This is a genomic window from Shewanella sp. 4_MG-2023 (genome assembly GCF_030548015.1).
Taxonomy (GTDB): Bacteria; Pseudomonadota; Gammaproteobacteria; order Enterobacterales; family Shewanellaceae; genus Shewanella.
This window is the reverse complement of the sequence record NZ_JAUORL010000036.1, coordinates 23,377-46,000: the sequence shown is the minus strand read 5'-3', so window position 1 is coordinate 46,000 and position 22,624 is coordinate 23,377. Positions and strand designations below refer to the sequence as shown.

The 22,624-nt window shown below is 42.9% G+C and carries 18 protein-coding genes; 8 read left to right on the top strand and 10 right to left on the bottom strand.

From position 1 onward, the window contains the following. Positions 1 to 1,603: NAD-dependent malic enzyme (locus tag Q4546_RS16700; RefSeq protein WP_303446653.1), on the bottom strand; the 1,603-nt coding region annotated here is incomplete at its 3' end. A gap of 364 nt (positions 1,604 to 1,967) precedes the next feature. Between Q4546_RS16700 and Q4546_RS16695 the strand changes: the two genes are divergently transcribed. After that, the gene (locus Q4546_RS16695) at positions 1,968 to 2,561 is read left to right on the top strand and encodes a hypothetical protein (protein WP_303446652.1); all 594 of its coding nucleotides are present in this window, start codon (positions 1,968 to 1,970) and stop codon (positions 2,559 to 2,561) included. A gap of 65 nt (positions 2,562 to 2,626) precedes the next feature. Here the strand turns inward: Q4546_RS16695 and Q4546_RS16690 are convergent, their stop codons facing one another. Next, entirely contained in the window at positions 2,627 to 3,091 is a 465-nt protein-coding gene (locus Q4546_RS16690) for a DUF1456 family protein (RefSeq protein WP_076539695.1), read from the bottom strand. 257 nt (positions 3,092 to 3,348) lie between these two features. Beyond that, on the bottom strand, positions 3,349 to 4,608 hold the full coding sequence (locus Q4546_RS16685; protein WP_102475318.1) for an NRAMP family divalent metal transporter: 1,260 nt from the start codon (positions 4,606 to 4,608) through the stop codon (positions 3,349 to 3,351). A 319-nt stretch (positions 4,609 to 4,927) separates the two neighbouring features. On the opposite strand from Q4546_RS16685, the gene Q4546_RS16680 reads away from it, so the two are divergent. Both Q4546_RS16680 and Q4546_RS16675 read left to right on the top strand, forming a co-directional pair. Then, on the top strand, positions 4,928 to 7,534 hold the full coding sequence (locus Q4546_RS16680) for a TonB-dependent siderophore receptor (RefSeq protein ID WP_303446651.1): 2,607 nt from the start codon (positions 4,928 to 4,930) through the stop codon (positions 7,532 to 7,534). Positions 7,535 to 7,629: 95 nt separating this feature from the next. Beyond that, positions 7,630 to 8,268 carry a glutathione S-transferase family protein gene (locus tag Q4546_RS16675; protein ID WP_102438506.1) on the top strand — a complete coding sequence of 213 codons (639 nt, stop codon included), beginning with the start codon at positions 7,630 to 7,632 and terminating at the stop codon, positions 8,266 to 8,268. Positions 8,269 to 8,400: 132 nt separating this feature from the next. Here the strand turns inward: Q4546_RS16675 and Q4546_RS16670 are convergent, their stop codons facing one another. The 4 genes from Q4546_RS16670 to Q4546_RS16655 form a co-directional block, all read right to left on the bottom strand. Further along, positions 8,401 to 8,901, bottom strand: a complete 501-nt coding sequence (locus tag Q4546_RS16670; protein ID WP_102438504.1) for a DUF4447 family protein — start codon at positions 8,899 to 8,901, stop codon at positions 8,401 to 8,403. 78 nt (positions 8,902 to 8,979) lie between these two features. Next, positions 8,980 to 9,384: an SMI1/KNR4 family protein gene (locus tag Q4546_RS16665; RefSeq protein ID WP_076539686.1), complete on the bottom strand. Its 405-nt coding sequence runs from the start codon at positions 9,382 to 9,384 to the stop codon at positions 8,980 to 8,982. Positions 9,385 to 9,559: 175 nt separating this feature from the next. After that, positions 9,560 to 10,327, bottom strand: a complete 768-nt coding sequence (locus Q4546_RS16660; RefSeq protein WP_102519400.1) for a RelA/SpoT domain-containing protein — start codon at positions 10,325 to 10,327, stop codon at positions 9,560 to 9,562. 272 nt (positions 10,328 to 10,599) lie between these two features. Next, positions 10,600 to 12,690 carry a M13 family metallopeptidase gene (locus Q4546_RS16655; protein WP_303446649.1) on the bottom strand — a complete coding sequence of 697 codons (2,091 nt, stop codon included), beginning with the start codon at positions 12,688 to 12,690 and terminating at the stop codon, positions 10,600 to 10,602. Positions 12,691 to 12,974: 284 nt separating this feature from the next. On the opposite strand from Q4546_RS16655, the gene rsuA reads away from it, so the two are divergent. Continuing rightward, positions 12,975 to 13,664, top strand: coding sequence for a 16S rRNA pseudouridine(516) synthase RsuA (rsuA, locus tag Q4546_RS16650; protein ID WP_102438498.1), 690 nt, complete (start codon positions 12,975 to 12,977; stop codon positions 13,662 to 13,664). Between the two features lie 89 nt (positions 13,665 to 13,753). On the opposite strand, the gene argR is transcribed toward rsuA, so the two are convergent. Further along, complete coding sequence (gene argR, locus Q4546_RS16645; protein ID WP_076539676.1) at positions 13,754 to 14,224, bottom strand: transcriptional regulator ArgR; 471 nt, start codon at positions 14,222 to 14,224, stop codon at positions 13,754 to 13,756. A 305-nt stretch (positions 14,225 to 14,529) separates the two neighbouring features. Here argR and mdh point away from each other — a divergent pair, with 305 nt between their 5' ends. Further along, positions 14,530 to 15,465, top strand: coding sequence for a malate dehydrogenase (mdh, locus tag Q4546_RS16640; RefSeq protein ID WP_102438496.1), 936 nt, complete (start codon positions 14,530 to 14,532; stop codon positions 15,463 to 15,465). A gap of 117 nt (positions 15,466 to 15,582) precedes the next feature. Here mdh and Q4546_RS16635 read toward each other — a convergent pair whose 3' ends face one another. Next, entirely contained in the window at positions 15,583 to 16,482 is a 900-nt protein-coding gene (locus Q4546_RS16635) for an SDR family NAD(P)-dependent oxidoreductase (RefSeq protein WP_102519397.1), read from the bottom strand. Positions 16,483 to 16,538: 56 nt separating this feature from the next. Next, on the bottom strand, positions 16,539 to 16,928 hold the full coding sequence (locus Q4546_RS16630; protein ID WP_102438492.1) for a thiol-disulfide oxidoreductase DCC family protein: 390 nt from the start codon (positions 16,926 to 16,928) through the stop codon (positions 16,539 to 16,541). A 170-nt stretch (positions 16,929 to 17,098) separates the two neighbouring features. Here Q4546_RS16630 and Q4546_RS16625 point away from each other — a divergent pair, with 170 nt between their 5' ends. The 3 genes from Q4546_RS16625 to Q4546_RS16615 all read left to right on the top strand — a co-directional run bounded on the left by Q4546_RS16625 (position 17,099) and on the right by Q4546_RS16615 (position 22,425). Further along, positions 17,099 to 18,184 carry an efflux RND transporter periplasmic adaptor subunit gene (locus Q4546_RS16625; protein WP_303446647.1) on the top strand — a complete coding sequence of 362 codons (1,086 nt, stop codon included), beginning with the start codon at positions 17,099 to 17,101 and terminating at the stop codon, positions 18,182 to 18,184. A 2-nt stretch (positions 18,185 to 18,186) separates the two neighbouring features. After that, on the top strand, positions 18,187 to 19,287 hold the full coding sequence (locus tag Q4546_RS16620; RefSeq protein ID WP_241900969.1) for an efflux RND transporter periplasmic adaptor subunit: 1,101 nt from the start codon (positions 18,187 to 18,189) through the stop codon (positions 19,285 to 19,287). A gap of 69 nt (positions 19,288 to 19,356) precedes the next feature. Then, complete coding sequence (locus Q4546_RS16615) at positions 19,357 to 22,425, top strand: efflux RND transporter permease subunit (protein WP_102438488.1); 3,069 nt, start codon at positions 19,357 to 19,359, stop codon at positions 22,423 to 22,425. Positions 22,426 to 22,624 lie beyond the last annotated feature (199 nt).

Sequence of the window (22,624 nt, the reverse complement as noted above, 5' to 3'; positions counted from 1 at the left end):
GTAGGGCTAATTCTTGCTCGATAGCTTTTTTAGCCACTGCAAAAGCAATATATTTGCTCACTTGCTGAATGTCTTCCAGTCTTGGCAGTAATGAGCCGGTACCATTTTGACCAAGGGGTGAACACTCTGCCAGCGCACGACTTGATGCCATCAGCATTTCATCTGATACCCGAGTTGCGCCACTTGCTAATACGCCTAAGCCAATACCGGGGAAGATAAAGCTATTGTTACATTGAGCAATTTCAAAGGTTTCTTCTTCAATTACAACTGGTTCGAACGGGCTACCGGTAGCCACAAGTGCTTGGCCATTGGTCCAATGCAGCACATCTTTAGGCGTTGCTTCAACGCGGCTGGTTGGATTAGATAGCGGGAATACAATCGGGCGCTTGCAATGGCTATGCATGGCTTTGATTATTTCTTCGGTAAATAAACCTGGCGCACCAGATACGCCAATAAGCACAGTTGGCTTGGCATTATTAACCACATTAAGTAATGAAATGTGATCGCTAAATCCGTCCCAGTTTTCAATATTAGCGGTTTTTTGTGCCAGTTTTTGCTGGAAGCCTAACAGGGTTGGCATGTTATCAAGTAACAGTCCCCAGCGGTCGACCATAAACACTTGTGAGCGTGCTTGCTCGTCGCTAATACCTTCAGCAACCATTTGCGCCACAATGGCTTCAGCAATACCACAGCCGGCACTACCAGCGCCTAAAAAGGCGACTCTTTGCTTACATAATTGCGTGTTTGCAGCTTTACAGGCTGCTAGTAATGAACCTACAGTCACTGCTGCAGTACCTTGAATATCATCATTAAAGGTACAGAATCTATCTTTGTAGCGCTCAAGTAATGGCATGGCATTTTTCTGAGCAAAATCTTCGAATTGGATTAATGCTTCAGGCCAGCGACGACTAACCGCTTGCATAAACTCTTCAACAAACTCAGCGTATTCTTCACCGCCAATACGCTGGTGGCGCCAGCCCATATACATAGGGTCTTCTAGTAAATGAGGGTTGTCAGTGCCGACATCTAAGGTGATCGCCAAGCAGTACGCCGGACTGATCCCGCCACAACTGGTGTATAAAGATAATTTACCAATGGGGATCCCCATGCCACCAATACCTTGATCGCCTAAGCCTAAAATGCGCTCGCCATCGGTTACCACAATGACTTTTACTTTATGACGGGTCGAGTTATTGAGGATGTCATCAATACGGTCTTTATTGGAATACGAGATAAACAGACCACGGTTACGGCGATAGTTTTTAGAAAAACGCTCACACGCTAAGCCTACCGTAGGGGTATAGATGATTGGCATCATTTCACTGATGTGATTACGCACTAAACGATAAAAAAGCGTTTCGTTGGTATCTTGAATATTACGCAGGTAAATATGCTTATCGAGATCGTTAGTAAAGTTTTTATATTGATCATAAGCACGCGATGCTTGCTCATCGATAGTTTCAACCACCCAAGGGATAAGCCCTTCAAGGTTAAAGTAAATGCGTTCTTCTTCGCTAAAAGCAGTGCCTTTATTGAGCATAGGAGATTCAAGAATCGCTGGACCTGCGAAAGGAAGATAGAGAGGGCGTTTATTCTCGTCCATTGGAAACCTTATTGTCAGTGACGTATTGCAGTTATTTTTATCTACAGTTAGTTAATTTTTATCTCAAAGATAGAATTTTGTTGTTAATCGTAGACGTATCTTGTTATCGGTGCAGGTTATCACATCTTGATTTTATTGTGGTCTGTTAAGTGAGCCTAATCACAGATTTTTATTGATGTTTTTTTAGGCATTGGCTATTTACCTTTATGGTAAAGGCTTAAAAGTCATGTGGATGTATTTACTGAGGTTTTAGATAATCCACACAATCAGCTGTGATTTTGACAAAGTTGGTTACATTTTTAGCGGCGTAATTTAGCGCGGTTCTGCCATGATGATTTTAAGGTGTTTTACATATTGGGGTGTTATGGCAGTTCCTTTTATCTTGTTAGGCAGCGCAGCAATCACAGCAATGCTGATGGCTGACGAGCACAAAAAGCGTCAATTGCTCCATAGACAACGCTATTTAGGTCGTGCGCCAGCGGTGCCTGATGACAACAATTTCAGCCCATTACTGCCAAGTATATTGCATCATAATAAGGTCAAGGTAAGCCCAGAGGCTGGGGCCATCGTGTGCTGTTTTGTATTTGGGGTCATTGAACATACAGGCGTGTGGCTTGGGGATAATAGCTTGGTGGAGTTACATGGCAGTGGCTTAATTAGGCCTATTTCGTCGGCGCGCTTTTTAAAAAGCCGCAGTGGCAGCCGGATTTTTCAAGCTTGTAATCATCTTCATCAACCCCTTGTAGCTCCTGAGGCGCTAGAAAGGGCGCAGCAATCATTATTTCAATATCGTGAGTATGAGCTATTCAATAATAACTGTCATCGGTTTGTGTGGTCTTGCATTAGCGGTCAAGAGGTGGCGATTTCAAATTTTGACAAACTTAATCAACGCTTAGCCCAGCATTTTAAACAAGCCATTTATTGGGATGAGCTGGCATCGCCAGATAGGCCTTATTGATACAAATAAAAATGCACAGCCTAAGCTGTGCATTAAATAAGGAAGCTTAAACGCTAAGGAAAATATTACATTCCGCGATGTTTAAGTGATAAACCTTTAAGGAAGTTACGTAAAATCTGATCGCCACAGGTTTTGTAGTTTTTATGGCTAGGATTACGGAATAACGCGCCTAATTCAGACTTACCAATAGCCAAGTCAGCAGAACCAATCAGCTCAATAATGTCATCTTCACGAAGTTCTAATGCGATACGTAATTTCTTGAAAATTAAGTTGTTGGTTAGATCTTTTAGCGGTGCAGGTACTTCACTACCTTCACGTAAACCACGTTTTTCGATGATAAAGCCATCTAAAAACTGACACATTAATTTGTCATTACAAGCTTTATAACCTTCTTCCTCTTCTTTCTTTAATAAGCTAATGATTTCGTCATTGCTGACTTCAACATTTGCTTGAGCGAAGATTTTAGTCATTTTGGCATTTGAGTAATCAAATACAAAACGAAGGCGGCGAAGGATGTCATTGTTAATCATAAAGGTCTCTGGGCGCGGCTGCGCTGGTAAAGTAAGTGCTTATGTTTAAAGTTACCTGAACGATATTACTATCACATCGCTTTAGGCTTAAAACACATTGAACAGTGATTATACCTGAGTTGAGGGCATTAGGTCAGATTATCTACCCACAGATCCGCTCTCTCATAATTATGATGCGGATATGCCAGTTCATGCTATGGCTTATTGTGACTGACTTATTGACATTGTAACTGGTTAAATTTGCTTTTAAAAAGCGATTATAGAATTAATTTCCAGTAAATAAATACAGCTGAGAAACCGACTAAATAGGTTAAACCAAACCAAGATAATATTTTCATTTTCAAACCATATCGATGTTCTTCAGGTAATGAATTACTGGTCATCAAGCGATAATTAAGCCAAGCAAAAATAACCGTGGTCATAAATGCTAGGGTCATAACAAACTCAAGCAGTGGTAATAGGGCGCCTTTAAAGAACCAAATTAAAGCCATTGCGAAGGCGGAAACCAGCAACATAACTCGGGTTAATCGTGCCGAGCAGTCTGGTTTATGGGTTAAAAGCTGCCAGCCAATATCTAAGGTTCTACTGTAACCATCAATCACGGTTACTGTGGTACTGAAAATACATAAAAAAGCGACAAGGGCAATCAAATAACGACTTTCTTGGCCCATAACATCGCTGTATAAATCGATCAGCTGGCTGGCAAATTTAGCCCCAGAGCTGGCAAATTGCTCACCACTACCATGCATAACCAGTGCCCCTAGGGCGAGAAACACAATCGCTAAAATAGCGGTGACAATAAAGCCTAAGTTAAAGTCAAAGATGGCTTGCTTACTGGTGACGGTTTGTGTTTTTTGCTTTTCCAATAGCCATAAAGAGTTCCAGGCACTGACTTCAATTGGCGCTGGCATCCAGCCCATCATTGCCACTAAGAAACCCACATAAGCCCATTGCCAAGGTGATTCACTGGGCACAGTTGCAACCGTTCCTGCTGAGTGATTAAAAGCTAATGTCACAGCGATTAGCGTGGTTAATGTCAGGGCTAGCATGATGACTTTAGTCAGTTTATCGAGTAACTGATAATGACCGAGGATCAATAATGCCAGCGAGCTGACTAAGACCAAAAAAGCCAGTATATCAATGGGCAGCGGCACAAACTGGGTTAGCATGGCTGCGGTTAACATACACACACCGGCAGTGCTGGCAATGGCAGCAATGGTATTTAAACAGGTAAACATCAGCAGGTAGCCACGACCTTGCTTTAAATAGCCATGGAGTAAGCTTTCGTTGGTGGCAGCGGTATAGCGAGCACCCGCAGCAAAGAAAGGGTACTTAAGAATATTGACTGCGAGAACAACCCAAGCTAATTGCCAACCAAACTCGGCGCCAGCACGGGTTGATGCCACCAAATGAGAGGCGCCAATGGCCGCTGCAGCCATTAAAATCCCCGGCCCTAGGCTGGCAAAGAGGGTGGCAAATCGGCTAGAGCGGCTTGTTGCTGGCTGAGCTGTTGTCATTATTTGTCTCGTTATTCTTCACGTCATGGGGCTGACATAAAATAGCTGCTTATTACACTATCTTATTGTTTAAATTGATAATGACTATGTCACACTTTATCAATAGTTGAATATAGCAAATTAATGGCTTACTGGTACGATTTGTTACATTTGCCTAAAAATCAATCGTTGACATCCTGTGGAAATTACTTAGGTTAGTGTATTGCGAAGTACTAATATACTGCGCGTTATTAGAAACTCAATCGAAAGAGTTCAGCTAAACCAGACTTAAAAATGATGTTGAGTCTAAACAAGTTAATATTTTAAATTAGGGATAATTATGTCACGACCTCAATTCTGGCGGAGCGCTTGCGCTACTGCCGTATCACTTATGCTCACCCCAACGTTTTTAACGCAGACCGCTTTTGCTGCCGAACCCGAAGTCGAACGCATTGAAGTTACTGGTACTCATATTAAACGGACCGATCTCGAAGGGGCTTCACCAATGACGGTGTTAAGCGCTGAAGATATTGCCCGTTCTGGCGCTCAAGATATTTCACAACTGCTCAGTAAACTCCCGGTATCGGGTAGTGGTACTTTTTCTACCCAAGGTAACAACTCAGATGACACTGCTAATGGTGGCGCAGCTGTGTCACTTCGTGGTCTTGGCGCTGATGCCACCTTGGTGTTATTAAACGGTCGCCGTATTGCGGTATCGTCGTTTGCAAAATCAATTGATACTGCCTTTGTTGATATAAATTCAATTCCGATTTCTGCAGTTAAGCGAATTGATATCGTTAAAGACGGCGCTTCTGCAACCTATGGTTCAGATGCGATTGCTGGTGTGATAAACATCATCATGAAAAAAGATTTCGAAGGCTTTGAGGTTAACGGCAAGATTGCTGAAACCGTTGAAGATGGCGGTGGTCAGCAAGCTGGCTCTATTTTGTGGGGCACGGAAGCGGCGAATGGAAAGTCTCATACCACAGTAATTTTTGATTATTTTAAAGAGCGTGAAACCTTATTTGCCGATCGTGATTATTCACGTTCAGCAGATCAAACTGCAAATGGCGGTAGCGACTTTAGATCGTCTGCGGGTAACCCTGGTTCATACATTCCTGCAACCATTGGTATGGATGGCTCAATTACCCCTAAATCAGACTTGTTTGGCTGGACCCCTGATGTTAATTGTCCCGCTGATAGTGTTAAAGGCAGTTACTGCCGCTATGATTACGCGCCAGAAATGACCTCAGTGCCAGAGTCGAGCCGCATGGGCTTATCAGTATTTCAAAACTATGAATTTAATGATGATTTAAGTCTATTTGCTGAGCTTATGTATCAGCATAATGAAAGTGTGATTAAAGGCGCTGCCAGCCCATCTTTTGGTGAGTTTTACATGCTCAACGATAACCCACTGTTTACCAGTGGCGCAGCTATTAATCCGTTTCCTGGTGAAGACTTGACCATGCGTCGGCGTTTAACTGAAACTGGGCCGCGACAAAAATCATCAGAATCAGATAGCGCCCGTGTGGTGTTAGGCTTAAATGGTATGTTGTCTGACTGGGAATGGGAATTAGCTTACACCTATTCTTATAACCGTAACCTTGAATTTGGTGAGCAAGGCTTTGTGTGGACGCCACGTTTACAAGAGGCCATAAACTCAGGCGCGTTTAACCCGTTAGCGACGACCCAGCAAGGCACTGTGATTGACGATATCAGTGTTAATACCACCCGAAGTGGTAAATCAACCACCAATGCTTTCGACGGTAAAATCAGTGGCGACTTAATGGATATGCCTGCGGGCAGTTTAGCCATGGCGGTCGGTTTTGAGTACCGTGAAGAGTCATTGTCAGATAATCCTGATGAGCTGTTTAAGCGTGGTGAAATTTTTGGTACTGAAGCCACAGAAGCTGCAGGTGAACGCGATCAAACTTCATTATTTATTGAGTTAGCGGTACCGATTTTTGAGCGTTTAGAAGCGCAATTAGCGCTGCGTTATGAAGATTACAGCGACTTTGGTGATACCACTAACCCTAAAATAGCACTGCGTTATACCCCGCTTGATAACCTCACATTGCGCGCCAGTTGGGGCGAAGCGTTTAGAGCGCCATCACTGGTGCAATTAGGTTTAGGTCCTTCTCAGGAGTCACCTGGTTTAGTGGATACCACACGTTGTCCATTAACGGGCTTAGAAGAAGATTGTACTGCCCAAGAGCGTACGGTGATATTTTCTGGTAACCCTAATTTACAACCTGAAGAGTCGACCTCATATAACGTGGGCGGTGTTTGGGAAATCACTGATGGTTTAAGTGTCGGGGTGGATTACTGGAATTACGATCAAGATGGTTTGATCACCTCTGATACCCAATACTTAGTCGATACCCAAGGTGATAATGCCAATGTGGTTAAGCGTGAACCTTCATCGACTAATGTTCCCGGGCGCATTATTGAAATTTATGACCAATTTGGCAACTTAGGTAGTCAATCTACAGACGGTGTCGATTTTGATGTCAAATATGTATTGAATACCGACTCTGCTGGTGAGTTTGGCTTTAGCTATAACCTGACTTGGGTCAATAGCTTTGATCAAGTACGTGAAGACGGTTCAACGCGTGAGTTAGCTGGCGAGTACCAACATCCCGAATATCGCTGGATTGGTGGTATGGATTGGGGTTATACCGACTGGCAAACCAGCGCACGCTTAAACTACATTGGTGAATACACTGATAATGTTGATGCAGGCGCCACAGGTCAAATTGATTCAATGCTTACTTTGGATTTAAATGTCACTTATATTGGCTTTGACAATTGGTCACTGACTGTGGGTGCTAATAACGTGTTTAATGAAGAACCACCATTTAGTGCTGCTGACTTCATGGGTTACGATCAAGCAACTCATTCAGCCATCGGCGCCTTATGGTACGGTAAAGTTAGCTACCAGTTTTAATTAAACTAGGCTAATGTTTACAGCATGAATACCAAGCGGCGCAAGCCGCTTTTTTATGGCAGTTATTAGCTTACTTTATTAAACAGGGACAGATTATGATTACTTTGTATGGCACGCCCCAAAGTCGCGCATTACGCGTGTCTTGGCTATTAGAAGAGCTAGGCATTGAGTGGCAGTTTTCCTTTGTGGATTTTTCAAAAGGAGATAACCGCGCTGAAGCCTATTTGGCCTTAAATCCCAGTGGTAAAATGCCCGTGATTACGGATGGTGAGCTGGTGTTAACTGAGTCAGCCGCTATTTTACAATATTTGGCTGAAAAGTACGGTAATGGCCGATTTTTACCTATGCCTGGCAGCGCAGCGTCAGCAAAACATCATCAATGGGTCAGTTTTATTATTTGTGAATTAGAGCAGCCTTTATGGAGTATGGGTAAGCACCGCTTTGCTTTACCAGATGAGCAGCGTTTAGATGCCATGTTGCCAGTGGCAAAGTTTGAGTTTAATCGTGCTGCGGCTATTGCTGAATTATGGGTACCAGAATCAGGCTATCTTTGTGGCAGCGAGTTAACCATTGCTGATATTTTATTGGCGCAAACGTTATTGTGGGCCACTATGTTTGAGCAAACCATTCCGCCTAAACTCACCGCTTATCGTGACCGTTTACAACAAAGCCCGAGCTTAGCGGCAGCACTTAAAAAGTCAGCAGCGGCCAAAGCGGCGGCCCAAAGTGAGTAACACTTGATCGAATTGATTGAGTGAGTTTGATGTCACTATCGCTACACCGATAAAACTGACACTAAAAGTCAGCAATAAAAAGGGAAGCCAGAGGCTTCCCATTTTAATGTCATAAAGTGCTCGCTTAAGGGCTTACAGCTGAGCTGCAGCCCATTTTGCGCGGCTCTCACGGCTTTCACTCATGCCCTTGTCAGCACGGAATGATTTGTAGCTTTCCACTTCTAAGGCCACTAAGCTGACTTCAACATCAAGTACGATTTGGCATTCTTTTTTGATGCGCCACGCCGCAGTATTATAAAGCTCAGTGTAAGGCAGTGAGCTTAAAAACTCAGGATTGTACTGAGTGTAAATAGCTTGAGTTGGGTAAACCACAAAGGCTAAACGGCGCTTAGGTTCAGTTTTAAATAACGCTTCGATACCGTCAGTGGTGTTAAGCACTTGCATCTCAATGGTGTCTTCAATTTCAAGCAATTTCTTTTGTGCAACCACAGGCGCTTCAGTTTCACCTGCTTCCCAAGCAATCACCGCTTCAGGAGTGGTTTTAGTTAACTCAGCAATTTGCTCAACCGTTAACCCTAAAGATAACCGTAAACACTGCATTTCAATTGCGTTTAAGTTGTTTGATTTAGCCATGATGTTTCCTAATTTTCTAATACTGTAACGGTATGGGTTTACTGTGTACGTTGATGATGTTAGCTGGTCAAACTTAGGCTATTTTCGTTTCAGCCAAATGTCTTGGATCCAGTCCCACAATGATTCCCACATAATGTCGACCATGCGACCTTTATAGAAGTGACGCACATTGCCTTCTTGGTCGATACAATAAAAGTTATCGCCTTGCTGGCAGATAGCAATATATTCTCTTGGCATGCCGATAGACCAGGCATAGCTGGTCACTTCAGGTAAATAAGTGTGTGAATACGGATCTGATGCCGTGACCATTTCAATGGAGCCATAAATGACATCACTGGCAAATAATAAGTATTCTTTTAAATCATTTGGCAGTGAAATTAAAATTTGTTCTTCCACTTCTACCAGTTGCTCGAATGTCGGTAATTCGAGTGGTACTGGTACCGTTTCACTCAAGTCTTGTAGCATTTCAATGATGTCATTCATCAGTGTATCCAGTCATCGGGCAATAATTGCGGGAGTATAGCCTGAATGGCGCTTTTAACCAATTCAGATTTTATTTTAGGCAAAAAAAAGCACCTTTTAAAAAGGTGCCAAGGGGAGGTAAATAACAAGGGGTACAGGGGCGAACGTTAAACGAGTTAGTGCTTTATTTGAGAGTTTATGCCGCTTGCAGTTCTGCCAAACTCTGACGTTTATAGCTTAACCACGCTTTGTGATACAGCTTGTGTGAAGTTTGACGCAGTTTCACAATTTGCATTAATTCAAGCTCACTGACGGGTCTATGTTGGCGTTGAGCTTGTAATTCGATGTGTTGAATTTGCTCGTAGACATGGTGCTCTGGGCCGCTTTTAATTTCAGCAATCTTATTAAGGTGTAATTGCACTTCAGCAACCATTTGGCTTTGAGGCAGTTTAACCAGCAGGTTTAAATCACGGTAACCAGATGCTTTAGGAGTGGCAAAGCGGTTCTTAACTTGTACGACTTCAGCGTGTGCGACAATGGCTTTATAAGCGCTCATCAAGCTGGCAACATCATTAGTAACAATGGTTGCTCTGGCAATATCGGTGAGGTAGCTGGCATCACCGTCAAATTTAAGGGCGATTTTTTGCTGGGCTCTTTGGTAGCTTTTTATTTTAGGAATAATCGTGTAAGCCTGATTTTGCTGGCTAATTTTAGTCACTAAATTGCTTAGCTCCGATTGTGCCTCAGGGGCACGCTCAAACAAGGCATCTAAATCATGGCTAAATTGCTGCGGCGCCGCCCCGAGAGTATTTTGTAACGCTAATAGGCTGTCGAGATCGTTACTCACAATTTGCCTAAAGTCGTAAGTGGGCTTTACGGGTTTGGTGTCCACCGTTACGGCAATGGCATTGCGGCTTGTCAGCAACAATAAAAAGATAATAAAGGTTCTAAAAATTCGACTCATTGAGTATTCACCTTAGTTCAATATCTGCGTGAAATTGATGGGGCTAGATTAGCTTTAATTAGCTGAATAACACCTGAATACCATGTCGGTTTATGGTGTGGTTAAAAGCAATGTCTTAACGCTGCGCTCAAGAGGCAATGGATTAGGAATAGGTAGATTTTGCGGGTTAATGCTTTTAAGGCGCACAGTTGTACTTTATGTAGCCAAATAATAAGGGCATCAAATGATGCCCTTATTATTTTTTACTCAAGCTAATGACTTTAAGTTAATGATTACCAGATTTTTACTCGCTCATCAGCGGCGATAAACATCTTGTCACCTTCTTTTACGCCATAAGTCTGGTAAAACTCAGGCATATTAGACAGTGCGCCTAATGCACGGAAGTGACCTGGTGAATGCGGATCAGTAGCAACGCGGTTACGCAATGCTTCTTCTTTCATTTTTACTCGCCAAATTTGGCTAAAGCCCATAAAGAAGCGCTCATCACCCGTTAAGCCGTCAATGACCGGTGCTTCTTCACCGTTCAATGACATTTTGTAGGCTTTATAAGCGATGGTTACACCAGATAAGTCACCGATGTTCTCACCTAAAGTTAGCTCACCATTAACGTGTAAATCATCAAATACTTGATAACCATTGTACTGAGTTATTAATGCTTTACCCTTAGCGGTAAAGGCTTTTAAATCAGCTTCAGTCCACCAATCACGCATGTTACCTTCGCCATCAAATTTAGCGCCTTGATCATCAAACCCGTGGCCCATTTCGTGGCCAATGACTGCACCAATGCCGCCGTAGTTTACCGCGTCATCAGCTTCAAGGTTGAAAAATGGTGGCTGTAAAATAGCTGCAGGGAAGACAATCTCGTTCATGGTTGGATTGTAATAAGCATTAACGGTTTGCGGCGTCATGTGCCACTCGCCTTTATCAATTGGCTGACCAAGTTTTGCGATATCTTTGTTATGAGAAACAACCGCAGAACGTTTAATGTTGCCGTGTAAATCATCGGCTGCAATAGTGAGTTTGCTGTAGTCTTCCCACTTATCAGGGTAACCAATTTTAGGATTGAATTTAGCCAGCTTATCTTTAGCTGCAACTTTAGTGTCTTCGCTCATCCAATCCAATGATTCGATGCTAGTGCCGTAAGCGCCACGTAAATTTTCAACCAATTGGCTCATACGGGTTTTTGCTTCTGGTACAAAGTGACGTTTTACATACACTTTACCGACAACTTCACCCAAGGTGCCACTGACTGTGCTTACGCCGCGCTTCCAGCGAGGTTGTTGCTCTTCTTGGCCATTAAGTGTTTTTGAGAAAAACTCGAAGTTTTCATTATCAAGCGCTTCAGATAAGTGACTCGCATTATGAGTGAGTGCCATCCAGGTCATGTAGGTTTTCCAAGTATTAAGATCATTGTCTTTAATTACTTGGTTCATGCCTTCAATAAAGCTTGGTTGGTTAATGATGATGTCAGACTGCTTATCACCACCAAGGGCTGCTAAATAGCCATCCCAGTTAATGTCTGGTGCTAAGGTCGCTAAATCTTTAACTTGATAACGATTATAAGTTTTAGTGCTGTCGCGGGTTTCAACTACATCCCAATGTTGCTCAGCGATAGCGGTTTCTAATGCTAAAACCGTTTGCGCTGCTTGCTTGCCATTTTCAAGGCCGGCAAGGTCAAACATCTTCTCGATATGCTCAAGGTATTTGCTACGAATATTAACGAAGCGCTCTTCTTCATTGAAGTAGTAATCTTTTTCAGGAAGGCTAAGACCATATTGCCAAATATGGGTGGCGTAACGGCTTGAATCTTTAGCATCAACATTGACATAAAACGCTAATGGTGTGCCGCCACCATTAACTTGGCTTTCGCCAAAATAGGCGGTTAATTCATTTTTATCTTTTAGCGCGGCAATTTGGGCAAATTCAGCTTGGATTGGGCTAATACCTAATTTATTTAAGGTTTCAACATCCATAAATGAACGGTAAAGATCGGCCACTTTTTGCTCATCAGTACCCATTTTAAGATCTGGGTTTGCACTGACATCTTCGATGATGGCTTTAACGTCGTCACGGGCATTTTCGCGCAAGTCGTAAAAGGCGCCGATATTGGTGCGGTCACCAGGGATTTCCGCGGTGTTTAACCAGCCGCCATTTACGTAGAGGTAAAAATCATCTTGTGGGCGAACTGACTTGTCCATATTGTCAAAGCTAATACCTGAGGTAAGGGCTTTTTCAACGGCAACTGCGGTTTCTGTTTTAGCGACTTCTGGTGCTGCGGATTCAGTGACTGCTTTATCTGAATTGCAGGCACTAAGGCCTGCGATAAGTGAGGCGCAAAGCCCACCGATAACTAGCTTTTTCATGTTGTTTCCCTATGCATTGAAGAGTGAAGCCTTTTTATCGGCCTTAATTTTGAGCTGTTTTTATTGTTCACTGCCTTAAGACAGTTTTATGTGACCAACATGTTAAGTCTTAACAGGGGCACTTAACAAGGGCTAAGGCTAGGCTTTTAGTGATAAATTGAGCATTTATTGACTGTGTTGTGTAACTAAAAATTACCAGAATGTTACAGTGGCCATTTATCGTTTTCTATTTGCTAGCCAACAGCTCATAATAGCGACCAATTAGTTTTCACTTGGTTTTATATATGCGTTTAGACAAATTTATCTGCGAGAGCACCGAGCTGACTCGTTCATTAGCAAAAAGAGTTATCAAGTCAGGTGAAGTGACCTGTAATGGTGACGTGGTTAAAGACGCGAGCTTTAAAGTGAAAGATGATACTGAAGTGTGTATCGAAGGTCGTCAAATTAAGATCGTGGGCGAGCGCTACATCATGATGCACAAGCCTGTTGATACCATTTGCTCAACCATTGATGAAGAATATCAATCGGTGTTGGGATTAATGGATATTGAAAAAGTCGATACCCTGCATATTGCTGGGCGTTTAGATGTGGACACCACAGGTTTGGTGCTGATCACCAGCGATGGCCAGTGGTCACATAAAATCACCTCACCTAAAAAAGATTGCGGTAAACGTTACCTTATCGAAGCTGCTGCATCACTTGATCCTGCATTGGTGGAAACCTTTGCCGAAGGGATCCAATTAAAAAGTGAAGACGGCTTAACTAAACCGGCGCTGCTAGAGATCATTGATGAATACCATGCCAGATTAACTATCAGCGAAGGTAAGTACCATCAAGTGAAGCGTATGTTTGCTGCTGTGGGGAATCGGGTGGTCAATTTACATCGTGAAGCTGTGGGTGAAATTGAACTTGATGCTGATTTAGAAGAAGGCGAATGGCGTTTTCTCACCGATGCTGAAATCGCCTCAATTTAACACTTACGCACTGTTAAAACCAAAAAAGCAGCCTAAGGCTGCTTTTTTAATGGCTCAATAAATCGTGAAGGTGTTATTTGCTAAGAGGGCTATTCACTATAGCCAAACAGTGATTTTACCGTTTCTAAGGTATCATCAATGGTTTTGATACTTGAAGGACAAATAAAGATAGTGTCATCACCAGCAATAGTCCCCAAAATCCCTTCAGGCTTACCTATCGAGTCTAATAATCGGGCAATAAGCTGCGCTGCGCCGGGGCTGGTTCTGACTACGATCATCGCTTGGTTATGATCCACATCCAATACCAAGTTTTTAACAGGGCTGCCTGCTGTTGGCACACCTAACTCAGCGGGTAAACAATATACCATTTCTTGCTTAGCATTACGGGTACGTACTGCACCAAACTTACTTAGCATACGGGAAACTTTTGACTGGTTAATATTGCCAAAACCTTCTGCTTGCAGTGCGATTACGATTTCACTTTGGCTACCAAAGCGCTCTTCCTTTAATATCGACTTAAACGTCTTTACGAGTTCATCCTGATTCTTAGTCGCTGGCATATTTTTTTCGTCTTATAGTAATTTTTAAAAAGAATAGATTTTATTCAAAAAAGTAGCTCATTCTGAATAGATAAACGCATCAAGTCAAGAAATAAGCTAAATTGGTGAATAAAAATTCATTTTAGCTATTACTGGCTAAATTAGTCATTATTTATATACATATCATAGAATAAGGAAATTAGTGTGATCTACTAAGGGATAATTGAAATCCTCGCTGTGATCCAGTAATGTGACGCCACAAGAAAACATGATCTGTGTCACAGACCAGACTGAAGTCAATCACTAGAACGTAATTGGAGATCATCATGAAAGTAGCTGTACTTGGTGCTGCTGGCGGTATCGGCCAGGCCTTAGCTTTACTATTAAAAACTCAACTTCCTGCAGGTTCAGAGTTGTCTTTATATGACATTGCTCCTGTTACTCCGGGTGTTGCAGTTGACTTAAGCCACATCCCTACAGATGTAAAAGTGGCTGGTTTTGCTGGTGAAGACCCAACTCCTGCGCTAGTTGGCGCTGATGTTGTTCTTATCTCTGCAGGTGTTGCGCGTAAGCCTGGTATGGATCGCTCAGATCTATTTAATATCAATGCGGGTATCGTAAGAAACCTTATTGAAAAAGTGGCGGCAACTTGCCCTAAAGCATTAATTGGCGTTATCACTAACCCAGTAAATACTACTGTTGCTATTGCGGCTGAAGTACTTAAAAAAGCAGGTGTTTACGATAAGAACCGTTTATTCGGTGTGACGACACTTGATGTTATCCGCTCTGAAACCTTCATCGCTGACCTTAAAGGGCTAAACGTTGCTGATGTAAACATCAACGTTATTGGTGGCCACAGTGGTGTGACTATTCTGCCACTTCTTTCACAAGTTGAAGGCGTAAGCTTTACTGATGAAGAAGTTGCAGCGCTAACAACACGTATCCAGAATGCGGGTACTGAAGTTGTTGAAGCTAAAGCGGGTGGCGGTAGTGCGACTCTGTCTATGGGTCAAGCGGCATGTCGCTTTGGCCTATCATTGGTTCGCGGCCTACAAGGCGAAGCTAACGTGGTTGAATGTGCTTATGTTGATGGCGGCAGTGAACATGCTGACTTCTTCGCACAACCTGTATTACTTGGTAAAAACGGCGTAGAAAAAGTATTACCATACGGCGATGTTAGCGCATTTGAAGCTAATGCCCGTGATGCAATGCTTGATACATTAAACGGCGACATCAAACTTGGTGTTGAGTTCGTTAAGTAAATTTAAGCTTATCAATTATTGATAACTTGATTTACCGATAAAAATGCGAAGCCTTTGGCTTCGCATTTTTGTTGCTGACAGGCTAAAGTTGCTGCAAGGGAAAAAGACCTAAGCCCTTTACCAACTAATCAGTTTTCCTTGCCAATCAATAAAGCTGGCTTGTCCATCGTAGTAAATTCGGTCAATTTCAGCGTTGTCATCTTCACTACTTTCGCTTCCAGCTTCCTTAATTGCGTTATTGATATTCAGTAATTGCGACGCGACAAATTCAGCAGTAAATAATTTTTCAGCGGGCACTTTGGCCTGAAAAGGTTTGGATAATGGGGTGTCTGTGGTGCCGGGATGAAAAGCAATGAGCTTTACGTTTTTGGCACGCCGAGCATATTCAATCGCCGCGGTTTTAATTAGCATGTTTAGCGCAGCTTTTGAAGCGCGATAGCTATACCATCCTCCCAAGCGATTATCACTAATACTGCCTACTCGGGCGCTGAGCACATTAATAATACAGCCCTGTTTACCTGCAACCAGTTTGACTAAATGCTGTAGCCACAGCATAGGGGTAATGGTGTTTGACTCAAACAAAGCCTGCATTGCCTCAGGGTTAACATCTTCTAAGCGCTTTTCAGGGGCTATTGTTTTAAAGGGGAGAGTTTTAGAAACTGTGTTTTCTGAGGCGCTCCCTGTTGCTGCGCCAGTCATTTGATACTGATTGTGCAATCTGCCATTACAAATAAATACCCGAGTAATTTTACCTTTAAACGGCTGCAATTGCTGGCACAGTGTGGCAATGGCGTCTGCTGAATAATCGCAGCTAATATGTTGCTGAGTTATGGGGTTAGCACTTTCATTAGCCAATTTCGTCTCAGCAGTTGCAGATTGGCTGATACTGATGAGGTGCTTTATGTCAGTTGCCGTATCTTGCTTAATCAGTGCTGCAATAATGGCCTTTGCAATCCCAGAAGATGCACCAATGATTAACGCAACTGAGCCTGAATTTGCAGTGAATGATTGGCTCAAGTAAATCTCCTTGGGTTGATGGCTGATTGTAGCTATGGCTTTAAGCAGTTAACTCACTATTTGATGCTACAGCTACCATCTTCACAGCGCTGCTTACCGGTTAACAGGTAGGATAATTTGTAGCGGTGTTTTGCAAAACCAAGATAAGCCACATCGGCTAATGGTTTGATGCAAGGTAAGCGCAATAACTGTACCCATTGATGTTTTCCTGTAAGTGCCCAAGCTTTTGCCGTCACATCCAGTCCCAGTAATATTTCGCCATGGTTGGTTTCTGCATGCAAAATTTTGTTGGCTTTTTCTAAGTCGATATGGGGATACTTTTCGGCAAAACCGTCTTGGTTTAAATCAGCCAGCTCAATTTTGTGCAAGCGGTCATGTTGCTTTAATTGTTGCATTTCATTGCTGCATAAGGGGCAGGCACTGTCGTAAAAAATCCGTAATTCCATCTCGATACCTCTATGGTTAATTACTAAGTTCTAAATTAACTCAATAAGTTACTACAATGAATAATACGTCAAATGTGCTTGTTTAGATCTTTGTTGCTGGCTTATAGTCGCTATTATTGTAAGTTTTTGAATGTTATTATCTAGTTAACTAAAATGTTTCGGAGCAAAAAATGAAGAAGCCCTGTAAATTTTCTTCTTTACTCGTGTTCTCCTTGGTGGCTTTAACCAGTCCCTTTCTCGCGTATTCTACTGCTGCTGAGCAGACTACAACAGCTGCATCATTTGACCCCAGGCCCGTTAAAGTCCTGCAAATTGATGTGGGCAGTGATTTTCGAGAACGATTTTTACCTGGTGAAGTAAAAGCCTCAGAAAAAGCCGCTTTATCTTTTAGGGTTGCTGGTGAAATTGCTGACATTTTTGTGCGCCCCGGCGATGCCGTGGAGCCCGGCCAAGTGCTTGCGCAACTTGATGGCGCTATTTATATACAGCAATTGGCTGTCGCTCAGGCGCAATTTGAATTAGCTAAAGTTCTGTTCGAGCGTAATGCATCTTTGGTTGAGCAAGGGGTGGTTTCGCGTAATGATTACGATCAAACCAAAAGCGATTACACCATTGCCCAAGCCGCATTAGACAAAGCCAAAGCAGATGTGACTTACACCAAATTATTGGCTCCTTACAAAGGCATCATTTCTAAACGCAGCAAGCGTGCTTTTGAATATGTTCAAGCCCAAGAAGAAGTGATGGGAATTCGGATCGAATCAGCCATTGATATTAGTTTTCAGTTACCTGAGCAGTTTATTGGTGCGATTCAAAAAGCCGGTTCAAGCTTTGATAAGATGCAAAACCTTGAGGTGAAGTTTGACAGTCGCGATCGTTGGTATGCTGCCAGTTTAACAGAGCTCAATACCATTGCCGACTCAACCACAGGTAGTTACACCATCATTTTAACCCTGCCAATGCCTGAGCAACTTAATGTGCTACCGGGGATGTCGGCCCAAGTAAAAGTCAAACTGCCTGCCAGAACCGCTGATGCTCATCCTAAAATTCCTGCTGGTGCTGTGATTACTGAAAATGAAACTGACTTTGTTTTTATCTGGTCTCCAAAGGCGTTAACCCTTGAAAAAGTACCAGTAAAATTAAAAGGCAATCGCTTAATATCTGGCCTTGAAGATGGTGACTGGTTAGTCGTTGCTGGAGCATCTGAGCTTAAAGATGGCCAAGCTGCGGTGCAATGGATTAAAGAGCGAGGCTTATAAATATGAACAGTAATTTTATCTATAGCATGCTTAAAAGTGTTGGCCTGCTGCTGGCGGTTATGACTCTGAGTGGCTGTGACAAAAGCCCCGATATTGAGCCCAATGTTACTAGAGTTACGACTTACGCTTTACCGGTTGTAGATAACTCGGTGATCCGTGAGTTTAATGGTGTTGCTAGAGCGCAAGACTTAACTAACCTTTCTTTTCGTGTTGGCGGCCGTATCGCGCAAATTCCAGCGAGCAAAGGCAAAAAAGTCGAAAAGGGAGATTTACTGGCGATATTAGAAAAAACTGACTTTGAGATTGCTTTAAGCGATCGAAGGGCACGTATGGAGGTTAATTTTAAACAATCTGAACGTGGTAAACAGTTGGTGGCTAAGCAGTTAATGGCGCAATCTGATTATGATCAAATGAATGCCCAGTACTTAGTAGCAAAAGCCGAGGCAAGGCAAGCAGAGCTTAATCTGCAATACACTGAGCTAAGAGCGCCCTTCTCAGGGGTGATCAGTGATGTATTTTTAGAGTCTTTTGAAAACGTGCAGCCGGGCGTGCCAGTGGTAAGTATTCAAAAGATTGAGCGCATCGAAGTGGATGTACAAATTCCTGATATGTTGATTGCGGTGTCAAAGAAGGCTAAGGACAGAAGTGTAGGCGCATTGCTAGAGGTCAGTTTTGAAGCCTTTCCTAATGCCACATTTGATGGCCATTTACTGGAAGTTAACACCGAAAAAGATCCCGCAACTTCAACCTATATAGCCACGATAGCAGTAGATTTAGACCCTAAATATAAAGTGCTTGAAGGTATGCCTGCCAAGGTGAAAGTTGACTTAAGCCACCTTACTTACACCTACAACCGACAGTTCTTGGTGCCTATCGAAGCGGTGATTATGCAAGATGGCAGTGACATTGAAATACAAGACAGTGGTGTTTGGCTGTTTGATAAATCTGATCAATCTATCCAGTATCAGCACGTGACTTTAGGTGTGATCGTCGGCGACAGAATTGAAGTTATCGATGGGCTAAAAGATGGCCAAGTGATTATTCAAACGGGCGCTTCACGTTTAGTGGCTGGTCAAAAAGTACAAGTAGTAGGGGGAGTGTAGGCTGATGATTGTATTGTTAATAAACCCATTACTCACAATCGTTCCAGCTAACACAAAGGAAAGTGACATATGAATATTGCAGGCTACTTTGTCAAAAACACCGTCATTAGCTGGATGTTTACCCTGATCTTATTGATCGGCGGCTTAATGTCATTTACCGGCCTTGGCCAATTAGAAGACCCACCATTTACCATTAAAGATGCGGTAGTTGTCACCCTGTACCCAGGGGCGACCTCAACGGAAGTGGAGGAAGAAGTGACCTACCCAATCGAAAAGGCCATTCAAGAATTGCCTTATATCGATACTCTCAAGTCATTAAGCACATCGGGAATGTCACAAATTACTGTGACCATGAAAAATAACTACGGCCCTGATGAGCTTCCACAAATTTGGGATGAGCTGCGCCGAAAAGTGAATGATATGTCGTCCAGCTTACCGCCAGGGGTTCAGGCCCCGATGGTCAATGATGATTTTGGTGATGTTTACGGGGTGATGCTAATGGTCAGCGGTAGCGATTACAGTTACCGCGATATTTTAGATTACGTCGATTACGTTAAACGTGAATTAGAGCTAGTGCCAGGTGTCGGTAAAGTGTCATTGGCAGGCAATCAACAAGAACAAGTTTTCGTTGAAATGTCGCTTAACAAAGCTGCCAGTTCTAATATCGATCCATCTTTAGTGAGCAACCTGCTTAATTCGCAAAATATGGTGTCTGATGCTGGTAACATTCAGGTTGCCGGTGACAACTTAAAAATCCGTACCAGTGGTGGTTTTAAGTCTGTTAGCGAGCTAGAAGGGCTGATTATTCCAGGCACCCAAGGCGATAAGCTTATTTACTTAAAAGATGTCGCCACAGTATCGCGGGGCTTTCAAAATATTCCCACCAATCTACTGACCTTTAATCAGCACAATGCGATCAACATTGGCATCGCATTTTCAACCGGGGTGAATGTGGTTGAAGTGGGTAAAGCCATTGACGCCAAGCTTGCCAGTATTGAAAGTGTCCGCCCAGCGGGCATGATGATTGAAACCATGTATAACCAGCCTAATGAAGTAGATGCTTCAGTGGGCAGCTTTGTATGGAACTTAATTGCCGCGGTAGTGATCGTAATCGGCGTGCTACTGGTCTTTATGGGCATTAAGTCAGGTATTTTAATAGGGTTAATTTTGTTCTTAACCTGTTTAGGCACCTTCATGTTGATGCTGCAAGCAGAGATTGAGCTGCAGCGAATATCCTTAGGGGCGTTAATTATTGCCTTAGGGATGCTGGTGGATAATGCCATTGTTATTGTTGAAGGCATATTAATCGGCAGGCAGCGGGGCCAAACGACTTTAGAAGCTGCTCAAAGCATTGTAAAACAAACCATGTGGCCATTACTTGGTGCGACAGTGATTGCTATTACTGCCTTTGCGCCAATCGGTTTATCACCTGATGCTACCGGTGAATTTGCGGGCTCTTTATTCTGGGTATTACTGTTTTCACTGTTTTTATCTTGGATTACTGCCATTACCATCACACCATTTTTTGCGCAGTTATTTTTTGGAAAAGATGCTGAAAAAGTGGAAGGTGAGCTTAAAGATCCCTACGGTGGTGCCTTTTTTGTGTTTTACAAAGTATTACTCGATTGGTGTATGAAGCATCGCTGGGTGAGTGTTATCGCCGTGGTGATGGCATTTTGTATTTCGATTTATGGCTTTGCTTACGTTAAGCAATCGTTTTTCCCGCCTTCTACCACGCCGATTTTCTTAGTGGATGCCTGGATGCCAGAAGGCACAGATATTCGTGAAACTCAGGGCATTGTCGAGGGCATGGAGTCCATCGCCATGGGGCTTGATAATGTTGAGTTTGTTGGCTCGAGCATAGGTAAAGGCTTTCCGCGTTTTCTACTGACTTACTCGCCAGAGAAAAACTACGCATCTTATGCGCAAATGGCTATTCGCACCGAAGATTTTGAGTCTCTTAGTGAGGTAATGACTGAATTTAGAAGGGCAGTCGAAGCTAAATACCCGCAGACGCAGTTTAAGTTTAAGCGCTTAGAAATCGGCCCTTCAACAGACGCTAAAATTGAAGCGCGTATTAGCGGTGCAGACCCTGATGTATTGCGAAGCATTGCAGCGCAAGTGATGGAGATATTCCAGGCCACACCGGCAACCGTTAACGTGCGTCATGACTGGCGTGAACGGGTGAAATACATTGCGCCTCGCTTTAATGAAACCCAAGCAAGACGTTTAGGTATCGTAAAAAGTGAAGTAGATGAAGCGATTAAGTTTTCGTTTACAGGGTTACAAATAGGGGTATACCGCGAAGGGACGACCTTATTGCCAATCATTGGCCGTTTACCAGAAGATGAGCGTATTGATATCGACTCACTTGAAAGTGTTCGTATTTGGAGCCCTGCGCTGTCTGCCTTTGTACCGCTGCAGCAAGTGGTTGATGGGTTTGAGGTTAAGTTTGAAGATCCCATTATTCAACGCCGGGATCGCAAACGTACCTTAACGGTATTTGCCGATACGGATTTTGAGTATGATATTTTACCGGCGCAATTGTTTGCCCAAATTAAGCCACAAATTGAAGCGCTAGAATTACCTGTGGGTTATGAGCTGCAGTGGGGCGGTGAGTTTGAATCATCCAATGATGCACAAGAGTCATTATTTGCCACCTTGCCACTGGGCTTTTTATTCATGTTCTTAATCACGGTATTCTTGTTTAACTCAGTGAGAAAACCATTAGTGATTTGGGCGTGTGTGCCGCTGGCCATTATTGGTATTACCTCAGGCTTATTGATTTTAGATAAACCCTTTAGCTTTATGGCGCTGCTGGGAATGTTAAGTTTATCGGGTATGCTACTTAAAAACGGTATTGTCTTGCTGGATCAAATTAACACTGAGATTAATGACGGCGTCGAAACCTTTGAAGCGGTATTTAACTCAACCGTTAGCCGTGTTAGACCCGTTTGTATGGCTGCTATCACCACCATTTTAGGGGTGCTACCGCTATTGACCGATGCCTTCTTTGAGTCATTAGCGGCGGTAGTGATGTTTGGTCTTGGGGTTGCAACCATATTGACATTAATCATAGTGCCGGTGTTTTACCTTATTTTCTTCAAGGTAAGTTATAGAAATTATAAAGAGTTTTAGTAAGCCAACTAGCTTGAAGTTAATCCTGTGGTAGTTGATTTTCTTTAAGCTGACTAATTAAGGTAAGTTAACTAAGCTATCAAGCACGTAAACTCGCATAATGGTTTGTTTATCGCTATAAATAGGAGAGTCAGCAGAGTTTACGTTGGCTCTTTTTTTATTTGATCTTTACTAGATGTATTCACGTATTGCGCATTGG

Coding starts and splice junctions, on each gene's coding strand:
- Q4546_RS16695 (WP_303446652.1), top strand. CDS start 1,968: ATGGCAGTTCCTTTTATCTTGTTAGGCAGCGCAGCAATCACAGCAATG.
- Q4546_RS16690 (WP_076539695.1), bottom strand. CDS start 3,091: ATGATTAACAATGACATCCTTCGCCGCCTTCGTTTTGTATTTGATTAC.
- Q4546_RS16685 (WP_102475318.1), bottom strand. CDS start 4,608: ATGACAACAGCTCAGCCAGCAACAAGCCGCTCTAGCCGATTTGCCACC.
- Q4546_RS16680 (WP_303446651.1), top strand. CDS start 4,928: ATGTCACGACCTCAATTCTGGCGGAGCGCTTGCGCTACTGCCGTATCA.
- Q4546_RS16675 (WP_102438506.1), top strand. CDS start 7,630: ATGATTACTTTGTATGGCACGCCCCAAAGTCGCGCATTACGCGTGTCT.
- Q4546_RS16670 (WP_102438504.1), bottom strand. CDS start 8,901: ATGGCTAAATCAAACAACTTAAACGCAATTGAAATGCAGTGTTTACGG.
- Q4546_RS16665 (WP_076539686.1), bottom strand. CDS start 9,384: ATGAATGACATCATTGAAATGCTACAAGACTTGAGTGAAACGGTACCA.
- Q4546_RS16660 (WP_102519400.1), bottom strand. CDS start 10,327: ATGAGTCGAATTTTTAGAACCTTTATTATCTTTTTATTGTTGCTGACA.
- Q4546_RS16655 (WP_303446649.1), bottom strand. CDS start 12,690: ATGAAAAAGCTAGTTATCGGTGGGCTTTGCGCCTCACTTATCGCAGGC.
- rsuA (WP_102438498.1), top strand. CDS start 12,975: ATGCGTTTAGACAAATTTATCTGCGAGAGCACCGAGCTGACTCGTTCA.
- argR (WP_076539676.1), bottom strand. CDS start 14,224: ATGCCAGCGACTAAGAATCAGGATGAACTCGTAAAGACGTTTAAGTCG.
- mdh (WP_102438496.1), top strand. CDS start 14,530: ATGAAAGTAGCTGTACTTGGTGCTGCTGGCGGTATCGGCCAGGCCTTA.
- Q4546_RS16630 (WP_102438492.1), bottom strand. CDS start 16,928: ATGGAATTACGGATTTTTTACGACAGTGCCTGCCCCTTATGCAGCAAT.
- Q4546_RS16625 (WP_303446647.1), top strand. CDS start 17,099: ATGAAGAAGCCCTGTAAATTTTCTTCTTTACTCGTGTTCTCCTTGGTG.
- Q4546_RS16620 (WP_241900969.1), top strand. CDS start 18,187: ATGAACAGTAATTTTATCTATAGCATGCTTAAAAGTGTTGGCCTGCTG.
- Q4546_RS16615 (WP_102438488.1), top strand. CDS start 19,357: ATGAATATTGCAGGCTACTTTGTCAAAAACACCGTCATTAGCTGGATG.